The sequence below is a fragment of the Corynebacterium sp. HMSC056F09 genome (genome assembly GCF_001815785.1).
Classification (GTDB): Bacteria; Actinomycetota; Actinomycetes; order Mycobacteriales; family Mycobacteriaceae; genus Corynebacterium; species Corynebacterium hiratae.
This window is the reverse complement of the sequence record NZ_KV821895.1, coordinates 39,841-49,526: the sequence shown is the minus strand read 5'-3', so window position 1 is coordinate 49,526 and position 9,686 is coordinate 39,841. Positions and strand designations below refer to the sequence as shown.

The following is a 9,686-nucleotide window of genomic DNA, read 5'->3' as shown; positions in this document are numbered from 1 at the left end:
CGAAACTCCCTGGTGGGCGGTGGGGCGTCGCCAAGCGCTTGCCGACGCCCACCTGCACCTTTCGGGTTCCAGGTCTGGGGGAATGCCTGCGGGAAGGCGCTTCCAGCCAAGGTCCAGCAGGTGAGGTTTAGCGCTTCTGGTACAGCGCGCTCTTACGGGCAAAGACCGGATCGGAGGTCACCAGGACGCCGAGGTTGCGGAAGATGCCCTCGTCCACGGAACCCAAGATGGTGGTGGTGTGGACATCGCAGCCTTGAAGCTCCTTGAGCGCATCAAGCGCGCGGCGGGCGTTCTCGTCCTTCGCCGCGGATACCGACAGCGCGATGAGCACCTCATCGGTGTGCAGGCGCGGGTTCTGCGAGCCCAAGTGCTTGGTCTTCAACGTCTGGATGGGCTCGATGGATTCCGGGGACAACAAGTGCAGGTCATCATCGATGCCGGCCAAGTGCTTGAGCGCATTGAGCAGCGCGGCTGCGGAGCAGCCCAGCAACGGGGAGGTGCGGCCGGTGATGATGGTGCCGTCGTGAAGCTGCAGCGCGGCTGCCGGGCCTTGCGTCTCTTCCGACTTCTGACGTGCCGGGAGCACAACCGGACGGTCGGTGGACTTAATGCCGGCCTTCGCCATGACCACGGCAGCGCGCTCGGACTGCGTGGAATCAAGACCGTTGCGGGCTTCTTCCACCAAAGTTTTGAAGTAGCGGCGAATGATCTCCTGCTGGGAGGCCTCGCGGCAGACCTCATCGTCGGTGATGCAAAAGCCCACCATGTTCACGCCCATGTCCGTTGGGGACTGGTAGGGAACGGTGCCGGTCAGGCGCTCCAGCAGAGACTTCAGCAGCGGGAAGGCCTCGACGTCGCGGTTGTAGTTCACCGTCGATTCGCCATGCGCGGAAAGGTGGAAGTGGTCGATGACGTTGGCGTCGTTGAGGTCCACGGTGGCGGCCTCGTAGGCCAGGTTCACCGGGTGATCGAGCGGCAGGTTCCAGATGGGGAAGGTCTCAAACTTGGCGTAGCCCGCAGGCACGCCGCGCAGATTCTCGTGGTAGACCTGCGAGAGCGCGGTGGCCAACTTGCCGGAGCCCGGCCCCGGCGCGGTGACCACGACGAGGTCCCTAGAAGTTTCCACGTAGTCGTTCTTGCCCAGACCATCCTCGGAGACAATGAGGTCGATGTTGGCGGGGTAGCCCGGAATGATGTGGTGGCGCGCTACGGTGAGCCCTAGGCGCTCAAGGCGCTCGATGAAGGTCTCCGCCTGGCTATTGCCCTCCTCGAGCTGGGTCATGACAATGTTATTGACCAGGAAGCCGCGGTCCCGGAAGACGTCGACAAGCCGCAGCACATCATCTTCGTAGAGGATCCCGAGGTCACCGCGCATCTTCTGGCGCTCGATATCCTTGGCGTTGATGCAGACGAGGATTTCTACGTCATCCTTGATGCGCTCGAGCATGGCAATCTTGTTATCCGGGGTGAATCCGGGCAGAACGCGGGAGGCGTGCATGTCATCGAAGAGCTTGCCGCCCATTTCGAGATAAAGCTTCCCGCCGATTTCTTTGCGTCGAGCGTTGATGTGCTCCGACTGCAGTTCAATATATTTTTCACGATCAAAACCGAGCGCGCGCCCCATAGTATTTAGGCCCTTCCGTTCAACGGGTAGTACCCGGAAAGTCTACAGCAGCACTGCCCCCGCGTAGACTTCCTGACATGCCTGAGGGACACGTTATTCACCGCCTTGCTCGGACACTCAATGCGGATTTCCGTAACAAGCCGCTGGCCGTGAGCAGCCCCCAAGGTCGGTTCGCTACGGAGGCCGCGCTTGTCGACGACTCCCGCCTCTTACTCGCCGAAGCCTTTGGCAAGCACCTCTTTCTCCACTTCGATGCGGATAACCCGCGCCACGTTATCTACATCCATCTGGGCCTCATCGGTTCCCTACGCTTTGAGCCGTCTGCCGATGTGTGGGGCCAAATCCGGCTGCGCATCGATAACGGCACCACAGCCGCGAACCTGCGCGGCCCGCAGTTCTGCACGCTCATTACGGAGGAGGAATACCAGGCCAAGGTGGCGAAAGTGGGCCAGGATCCGCTGCGCAAGGATGCCGACCCGGATGCCCTATGGGCCCGCGTGCATGCCTCGCGGCGCAGCATCGGCGCGATGCTCATGGACCAAGGCCTCTTTGCTGGCGTGGGCAATATCTACCGCGCAGAAGCCCTATTCCGCCAAGAACTCTCCCCCTTCATCCCCGGCAACCAGCTCGACCGAGCAGAGTTCGATGCCATCTGGTCTGATCTGGTCGATCTCATGGACTACGGCGTCGAACGCGGCCGCATCGACACGGTCCGCCCCGCCCATACGCCGGAGGCCATGGGCCGCGAGCCCCGCAAAGATGACCATGGCGGCGAGGTCTATGTCTACCGTCGCGCCGGGCAACCCTGCTACGTGTGCGGCACCGAGATCCGGGAGCAGGTCATGCAGGGCCGCAACCTCTTCTGGTGCCCCACCTGCCAACCCGCGCGCTAGGGTGTGGGTTATGCGCCCTGCTTATACCGTCGCCACTGTCCGTGCCGCTGAGAAGCGCCTGCTAGAACAACAGTCTCATGAGGATCAGCTCATGAAGCTGGCCGCCGCGGCGGTGGCAGAAACCGCATCAGTGATGTTGGAGGCACGCCCCGGCGCGGTGCTCATTCTCGCTGGCTCCGGCGGCAACGGCGGGGATGGGCTCTACGCCGGGGCGGTGCTGGCCTCACGCGGGGTTACGGTCCATGCCCTAGTTCCGGAGCGCTGCCACGAGGAGGCCCTCGCTGCGTTTTGCAGCGCCGGTGGTATGGTCCTTCCTTCCGACAGCGCGCCCTTAGGCAGCAAACTGTTAATCGACGCCATCGCGGGCCTCGGATCCGCACGGGGTTTAAGCGGCACCGCGCTCTCCCTCTACCGCGATACCACCGCTGCCGGGGCCGCGGTTTTAGCCGTCGACATGCCCACCGGCGTCGACGCCGACACGGGAGTCTGCGCCGCGGATGCCGTTAACGCCGATGTCACCGTCACCTTTGGCTCGCCACGCCTCGGCCACGCGCTGGCCGCCGAATGCGGGCAGGTCGTGGTCTCCGAGCTCTTCTTGCCCGGCGCGCCTTCTTTCGCTGAGACCCTCGCCGAACTCGATGAACCAGCGGCATTCATCGCTCACGAGCCCTCCGTTCCGACGCCCTTTGCGTGGCAATCGGGCGAACTCGATCTGCCTGGCGGGCGTGCTACCCGCCCCTGGCCGGTAGGCTGCACTGGCCCCATCACCGATCCCACACCAGGCGCGCGCTCCGATAAGTACTCCGGCGGGGTCGTCGCCCTGGCCGCCGGAAGCGGCACCTACCCGGGTGCGGGGATCCTCTGTGCCACCGCGGCGGTGCGCGCCACGCCCTCGATGGTACGTTTCATCGGGGATAACTCGATTACTTCTCTGCTGCCCGAGCTGGTCTGCCATCCTGACGTGGCCTCCGCCGGACAGGCCCAGGCCTGGGTCGTGGGCCCTGGCCGCGGTACCGATGCCGCGGCGGCCACCGAACTGCGCAAGGTGCTAGCGCAGGACCTGCCCACCGTTCTCGACGCCGACGCCCTGACGCTTCTAGCGCGCAATACCTCCCTGCGCCAGCAAGTTACCAAGCACCCGATGACCATCCTCACCCCGCATGAAGGCGAGTTCATCCGCCTCTACGAGGCCACTTTCGGATCTGCTCCCGATGCGTCTGCTGGGTGGGGCACTGCCCTCCACGAGCTAGCCGAGGAGCTGGACAGCATCATCTTGCTCAAAGGCCGCTTGACCCGCGTCACCGCTCCAGGCCAGCCGCTCTATTCCTTCAACGCCGGTCACTCTTTTGCCGCGACCCCCGGCTCCGGAGACGTGCTCTCCGGTATCCTCGGCGCGGTCATGGCCCAGCTCTTCGCCAGCGCTCCCGCCGCGTCACCTGCCGGGGTCATCGCCGAGGTCCTCCACGCCGGTGCCATCCACGCGCACGCGGCGGCCATCGCGGCCGAAACCCCCGAGGGCTTCGCGCCCTGTTCGGCCTCCCAGATCGCTGCGGCTATCCCGCGGGCCATCGCGCGGCTCCTCAACGCCGAGCGCTAGCTCCTTGGCCCGGCGCTAGCTCCGCCGCTAAGTACGTTTCGATCAAATAGCGCCCAGAAATTTGAAAATCTGGGACCTTGTTTGATCGATCCGTACCTGGCCGCCACCACCTTGGTACGTTTTCGCAACGAAGCCCTAGAATTTCGCGATTTTCGGGCCACTATTTACGAAAACGTACCTTGGCCCGGCGCAGTGTCCCGGACGCGGTACCCACAGACTTGCGCATGAGCCCGCGCGGGCCCACCGCCACCGTGCCGCGGCGCAGCGAGGTGTTCTCCCACGGCCACGTCATCCCGGCCCATGCTGCTGCGACGGCGAGGGTCTCGGCCGCGATGTAGCCCGGCCAGGGTCCCAGCAGGTTGATGATGGAGGGGCTTCCCGGCGCGTGGTTGAGGAAGCCATAGTTGCCGTCGGTCTTCGCGTTGACTGCCATCGCGATAGCCATCCACAGCGGCGTGACCTTCACGGCGAAGCGATAGCCCTTCCACGTCGGCCGGTAACCCAAGCCAAAGGTCAGCGCCAGCGGCACAGCGAGGGCCACGATGTGGAAGAACCAATAGGTGCCAAACCGCAGCCAGCGCGGGGAGAAGTAGTAGATGACGTCCGGGGTGATGATGGCCTGCGGGTTAAGGATGATGCCCCAAAAGTAAGACAGGGTCAGGGCATGCTCATTGCCGGTGATAAGGCCCAGCGCCAGGATCGGACGCAGCACATCGCACAGGTGCAAAGGCAAAGACTCGCGGATATCGAATTGCTTAGGGTCCAGGGAGATGACCGTCCACGCAGTACCCGCCACCAGCAAGGCCCAGCCCACCATCCGCCGGATGAAGGTTTCGCGGGAGGTTCCCTTGATCCTGCGGGCAGCGACGATAAAGACCCCGCAGGCCACCACGGTGATGCTCAACATGAGCGCATGCAGCGCAGTCCACTGCTGCATGCGCGGGTAGTCAGTTGGGCTTACTCGGGGCTTGCGGGGTCGTATCATAACGGGGTATTAATTTACCCCTTTGTATGAACACGTGAGAGATGAGAGGGTTTTTACGCGGCTAGCTCGGAGTATTCGGAGAGCTTTCCGTCCTTGACTTCGACCACAGTGTCGGCATAGTCGAGCAAGCTGCGGTCGTGGGTAATGAACAGGGTTGCGGTATCGAAGTCCTCGGTGACACCGCGCAGGAGCTTGGCAATGTCGCGCGAAAGCTTGGAATCGAGGGCGGAGGTGGGCTCATCCGCAAGCAACACGGAAGGCTGGCCCATGAGTGCGCGGGCAATATTGACGCGCTGGCGCTGGCCGCCAGAAAGCTGGTTCATGCGGCGGTTCCCAAAGCCCTCCAAGCCCACGAAACTGAGCAGCTCATCGGCACGATCCTGGCGCGGCTTGCGGCCCTCCATGTGGTCAATGATGAGCAGCTGTTCGCGCGCGGTCAGGGCGGCCAGCAGGTTGGCCTGCTGGAAGATGAGCCCGCGGGAGCCGGTTCGCTCCACGCTGCCGGAGTCCGGCTCGATGAGGCCGGCGGCTACGGACAGCAGGGTGGACTTGCCGGACCCGGATTCGCCGATGACGGCGGTGAGCTCGCCGGGTTTGACGTCCAAGCTGACGCCGTCGAGTGCAGTGGTGCGGGACTGGCCGTCTGGGTAGGTCACCACGATGTCGCGAAGGGACAGTGCAGGGGAAGAAGCGGTGGTAGTCATTAGGCGTTGCCTCCTAGGGCGTCGAGCGGGTTGATCTTGGAAACGCGGCGGGTGGCCAGGAAAGCACCAGCGATGCCGAGCAGCCAGATACCGAGCGCGGGGACGATGACGGTCATGGCGGAGACCTCGAAGGGCACGGCACCTTGGGCGGCAAGGCCCAGCAGCCAGCCGACGAGCGCGCCCACCCCAACGCCAATCGCCAAGATGATGGCTGCCTGAGCGATAGCGTCCTTGAGCAGGTACTTCACGCTGGCACCAAGGGCGCGCAGGATGGACAGGTCACGGGTGCGCTGGATGGTCCAGATGCTCAGGAAGGCGATGGTGACCAGCGCGGAGATACCGTAGAGGAAGGCCTGCATGGTCAGCAGGGAACCGCGCTCCGAGCTATAGGCCGGCAGGCCGGACAGGGCCTTGCCCATGGACACGGAGGTGTCGGTCGGCTCCTGGGAAAGCACGGCCACGCCCACCATGTCCTCGGGGGAATGGGAGACCTTCTGCCAGGTTTCGGTAGCGACCCACACCACCGGGGAGTGGGAGTAATACTCATCCTCAACCACCGCGTTCACGTCCAGGTCCACGCCGCCGAGGGTGCCCCGGGACGGCGCGTTCAGGGCCTCGTCGATGGATTGGCTCAAGACCATGCCTTCCTCCGGAATCACGGTGCTGGAGCCGGGGATCTGGGTGCCGGCGGGCAAACCGATAACCGCCACGCCGCCGTGGCCCTCCAGCTTGGTTTGGGAGGTACCCAGCGGAATACCAGAAGCGGGGACATCCTCGGCGAAGATCTCCGACTCGGTAAAGGAGGGATCTTCCGTCGAGAAGGTCACATAAGGATTCTGCTCCCCGAGTGCCTCAAGCGCGGAGGTATTTTGCTTGGACAGGCCTTGGGTCAGGCCGGACAACATAACGAGCAACAACGTAATTAGAGCCACGACGCCGCCGATCAGGAAGAACCGACCGCGGGCGGTGACTATCTCTCTCAATGCCAGGAACATACTATTTATCCTGCGTGTGCGGACGCCGAAAGTAATCGGGTAGCCAGTTGAACCTCTACTCAACCAGTTGGTTGATTCGCGCTCCCCTACCTAGGCGATAGGCTGGTGCCTCGTGATGATGAGCAACAAACTGTGGACCGTGGGACTGCATGCCATGTTCGGCTTCCTCCTCGTGTTCGGAGTGCTCCGCGCCTGGGCCGATGAGCGCCTCGACGCCCGCGTCCTCGGCCTCTCCATTGCACTCGCAGTGGTCTACACGTGTTTCGTCATCTTCGGTTCCCGCACCATTACCCGCCCCGTCCCCACCACGCTGTGGCTCGCCGCTTTGTGCTTGTTGTGGATCGGCCTCATGGTGCACGCCCAAGACTTCATGTGGCTCGAGTTCCCGCTGGTCTTCGTCTTCATCCATGCACTGCCCTTCTGGCCGGGCATTCTCGCCAGCGTGGTCCTGTGGGCCGTGGCCGCCTTCGTCCCCGCATGGATCCACCCGCAATTCTGGACCGCCGCCGCGGCCATCGGCCCGTTCATCGGCACCTGCTTCGCCGTGGCCGTCTACCACGCCGCCCGCCGGGTTCAGGCGGAGGCGGCGCACCACGAGGCCGTCGCCAAGCAGCTGCGTGAGACCCAGGAAGAGCTCGCCGCCAGCGAGCATCAAGCCGGGCGCCTCGAGGAGCGGGAGCGGCTCTCCCGCGAGATCCACGACACCGTAGCGCAGGGGCTGTCCTCCATCGTCCTGCTCAGCCGCGCCGCCAAGAACACCTCCACGCAGCAGGACGTCACCGAACAGCTCGCACTCATTGAGAAGGTGGCCCAGGACAACCTGGCCGAGGCCCGGCGCTTCGTCAAGGAGCTCGCGGCGCCTGCCTCCTCCATCGATAAGGAACTGCGCGCACTCGTGGATGAGCTCCAAGCCCAGGCCAAAGGGCTCGGGCTGCGTACCTATTTTGGGCTCAAGTTCACCGGTAGCGCTGACGTACCCGCCGAGTTTTCCCACGTCATCCTGCGCGCCGCGCGCGAAGGGCTGACCAATGTCATGAAACACGCCGACGCCGACCAAGCCGTGGTCACCCTCGGCTCTTTCACAGATGAGATCACCTTGGATGTCGTCGATAACGGCCGCGGCATCGAGGGCCCACGCGGCTTCGGGCTCACCGGCCTGGAGCAGCGTGTTCGCAGCGTTGGCGGCAGCGTCCAGGTAGAATCTTCACCCGCCGGCACCGCGCTCGCGGTGCGAATCCCAACAGGAAGCAGCAGCAATGGTCAACGTGATGCTCATCGACGATCACCCCGTGGTCCGCGCCGGGCTGCGCGCGATTCTTAACGCCTTCCCCGACATCGAGGTGGTGTTGGAAGGCTCCGATGGCTCGGCCGTCGAAAAGCTGGCGGATGCTGATGTTCCCCATATCGATGTGGTCGTCTGCGATATCCAGATGCCGGACGTCGACGGCATCGCCGCCACTCGGCGCGTGCGCGAGCTCGACGGTCCACCGGTGCTCATTCTCACCACCTATGACACGCAGGCGGATATCCTGGCCGCCGTGGAGGCGGGCGCGCTGGGTTACCTGCTCAAGGACGCCCCCGAGGAAACCCTGCACGCCGCGGTGCTCGACACGGCCGCGGGAAAGCGGACCTTGGCGCCTGAGGTCACCAACCTCTTAGCGGAGCGCTTGGCACAGCCGGAGACTGCACTTTCACCGCGCGAGCTGGAGATCCTGCAGGCGCTGTCAACGGGAGATTCCAACAAGCAGATTGCCCAGCGGCTCTTCATCTCCGAGGCCACGGTCAAGACCCACCTCATCCACGTCTATCAAAAGCTCGGCGTGGAAACCCGCACGGCGGCCGTCTCCGCGGCCCGCGAGCGAAAGCTCATCCAATAGATGCATGCCTACGATTGCATCGTGGTGGGTGGCGGCCAATCCGGCCTGGCCACCGGCTATTACTTGCGCCGTCAGAAGCTCGATTTCCTCATCCTCGACGCCAACTCCTCCCCCGGCGGGGCCTGGCAGCACGTGTGGGATTCACTCACGCTCTTTAGCGATGCCCAGTCCTCCACCCTGCCCGGCTGGCCCATGCCCGCCCATCCCGGTTTCCCGCCGGCTTCCCACGTGGTGGATTACCTCACCCGCTATGAGCAGCGCTATGACCTGCCGGTCCGGCACGGGGTGGCGGTGGAGCGCGTGCTTGACGACGTCCCCCTCTTCCACCTCTTCACCACCCACGGTGAGTTCCGCTCCCGCACCGTCGTGGCTGCGACGGGCACCTGGTCCGCGCCGTTCATCCCCTTCTACCCCGGTGAATTCCAGGGGCGCCAATGGCACACGGCGAGCTACCCGGGGTGCGGTCCTTTCTTAGAGCGCGGCCACAACAATCCTGTAGCCGTTGTCGGCGCGGGCAACTCCGGTGCCCAAATCGCCGCCGAGCTAGCTCTCGCGGGCGTGGACACCACGTGGTTTACCACGCACCCGCCGCGCTGGATGCCGGATGATGTCGACGGGCGCGTGCTCTTTAGCCGCAACAGACAGCGCATGCTGGCAAAACTTCGGGGCGAGCCGGACCCGGGGCCGGAAAGTGAGCTAGGAGACATCGTCATGGTCCCGCCGGTGCTCAAGGCCCGCGATAGTGGGCTGCTGCGCGCCACCGACATGTTTTCCTCGCTCGATGAATTGGACCGCGAAGGCTTCAGCGACCTCATCTGGGCCACCGGCTTCCGCCCAGCGTTGCGCCCGTTCCCCGGGCTGTTGGCAGAAGGAAAGCCCACGGTGGAAGGCTTCTTCCCCGTGGGCTATGGCTCGTGGACTGGTCCGGGCTCGGCCACGATTACCGGTGTGTCACCCTATGCACGGCAGGTGGCGGCGGACGTCGCCAAGCTCGTTCGCTCTTCCCGCTAG

Annotated in this window: 9 protein-coding genes; 5 read left to right on the top strand and 4 right to left on the bottom strand. The window is 64.3% G+C overall.

The window, feature by feature from the left end; all coding sequences use genetic code 11:
- Positions 1-127: 127 nt before the first annotated feature.
- Positions 128-1,624 (bottom strand): DUF1846 domain-containing protein, encoded by a 1,497-nt coding sequence (locus HMPREF3056_RS01650; protein WP_070753988.1) that lies wholly within the window; start codon positions 1,622-1,624, stop codon positions 128-130.
- Positions 1,625-1,701: 77 nt separating this feature from the next.
- On the opposite strand from HMPREF3056_RS01650, the gene HMPREF3056_RS01645 reads away from it, so the two are divergent.
- Together HMPREF3056_RS01645 and HMPREF3056_RS01640 are read left to right on the top strand one after the other, a co-directional pair.
- The gene (locus tag HMPREF3056_RS01645; protein WP_046648783.1) at positions 1,702-2,517 is read left to right on the top strand and encodes an Fpg/Nei family DNA glycosylase; all 816 of its coding nucleotides are present in this window, start codon (positions 1,702-1,704) and stop codon (positions 2,515-2,517) included.
- A gap of 10 nt (positions 2,518-2,527) precedes the next feature.
- Complete coding sequence (locus HMPREF3056_RS01640; protein WP_070753987.1) at positions 2,528-4,114, top strand: bifunctional ADP-dependent NAD(P)H-hydrate dehydratase/NAD(P)H-hydrate epimerase; 1,587 nt, start codon at positions 2,528-2,530, stop codon at positions 4,112-4,114.
- A gap of 160 nt (positions 4,115-4,274) precedes the next feature.
- Here HMPREF3056_RS01640 and HMPREF3056_RS01635 read toward each other — a convergent pair whose 3' ends face one another.
- From HMPREF3056_RS01635 to HMPREF3056_RS01625, 3 genes are all read right to left on the bottom strand, one after another.
- Positions 4,275-5,051, bottom strand: coding sequence for a YwaF family protein (locus tag HMPREF3056_RS01635; RefSeq protein ID WP_232745370.1), 777 nt, complete (start codon positions 5,049-5,051; stop codon positions 4,275-4,277).
- 101 nt (positions 5,052-5,152) lie between these two features.
- Positions 5,153-5,803 carry an ABC transporter ATP-binding protein gene (locus HMPREF3056_RS01630; RefSeq protein WP_070510149.1) on the bottom strand — a complete coding sequence of 217 codons (651 nt, stop codon included), beginning with the start codon at positions 5,801-5,803 and terminating at the stop codon, positions 5,153-5,155.
- Positions 5,803-6,798 (bottom strand): ABC transporter permease, encoded by a 996-nt coding sequence (locus HMPREF3056_RS01625; RefSeq protein WP_070524189.1) that lies wholly within the window; start codon positions 6,796-6,798, stop codon positions 5,803-5,805. Before HMPREF3056_RS01625 ends, HMPREF3056_RS01630 begins: the two co-directional genes overlap by 1 nt.
- Before the next feature lie 115 nt (positions 6,799-6,913).
- On the opposite strand from HMPREF3056_RS01625, the gene HMPREF3056_RS01620 reads away from it, so the two are divergent.
- From HMPREF3056_RS01620 to HMPREF3056_RS01610, 3 genes are read left to right on the top strand one after another with little or no spacing between them, the layout of a single operon-like run.
- Entirely contained in the window at positions 6,914-8,119 is a 1,206-nt protein-coding gene (locus tag HMPREF3056_RS01620; protein ID WP_070753986.1) for a sensor histidine kinase, read from the top strand.
- Entirely contained in the window at positions 8,055-8,675 is a 621-nt protein-coding gene (locus HMPREF3056_RS01615) for a response regulator (protein ID WP_070753985.1), read from the top strand. Before HMPREF3056_RS01620 ends, HMPREF3056_RS01615 begins: the two co-directional genes overlap by 65 nt.
- The gene (locus tag HMPREF3056_RS01610) at positions 8,676-9,686 is read left to right on the top strand and encodes an NAD(P)-binding domain-containing protein (RefSeq protein WP_070753984.1); all 1,011 of its coding nucleotides are present in this window, start codon (positions 8,676-8,678) and stop codon (positions 9,684-9,686) included. It abuts the gene before it with no gap.

What these genes read in the sequence shown, in the direction of transcription:
- HMPREF3056_RS01650 (WP_070753988.1), bottom strand. Translation starts at nt 1,624, where the DNA reads ATGGGGCGCGCGCTCGGTTTTGATCGTGAAAAATATATTGAACTGCAG.
- HMPREF3056_RS01645 (WP_046648783.1), top strand. Translation starts at nt 1,702, where the DNA reads ATGCCTGAGGGACACGTTATTCACCGCCTTGCTCGGACACTCAATGCG.
- HMPREF3056_RS01640 (WP_070753987.1), top strand. Translation starts at nt 2,528, where the DNA reads ATGCGCCCTGCTTATACCGTCGCCACTGTCCGTGCCGCTGAGAAGCGC.
- HMPREF3056_RS01635 (WP_232745370.1), bottom strand. Translation starts at nt 5,051, where the DNA reads ATGCAGCAGTGGACTGCGCTGCATGCGCTCATGTTGAGCATCACCGTG.
- HMPREF3056_RS01630 (WP_070510149.1), bottom strand. Translation starts at nt 5,803, where the DNA reads ATGACTACCACCGCTTCTTCCCCTGCACTGTCCCTTCGCGACATCGTG.
- HMPREF3056_RS01625 (WP_070524189.1), bottom strand. Translation starts at nt 6,798, where the DNA reads ATGTTCCTGGCATTGAGAGAGATAGTCACCGCCCGCGGTCGGTTCTTC.
- HMPREF3056_RS01620 (WP_070753986.1), top strand. Translation starts at nt 6,914, where the DNA reads ATGATGAGCAACAAACTGTGGACCGTGGGACTGCATGCCATGTTCGGC.
- HMPREF3056_RS01615 (WP_070753985.1), top strand. Translation starts at nt 8,055, where the DNA reads ATGGTCAACGTGATGCTCATCGACGATCACCCCGTGGTCCGCGCCGGG.
- HMPREF3056_RS01610 (WP_070753984.1), top strand. Translation starts at nt 8,676, where the DNA reads ATGCATGCCTACGATTGCATCGTGGTGGGTGGCGGCCAATCCGGCCTG.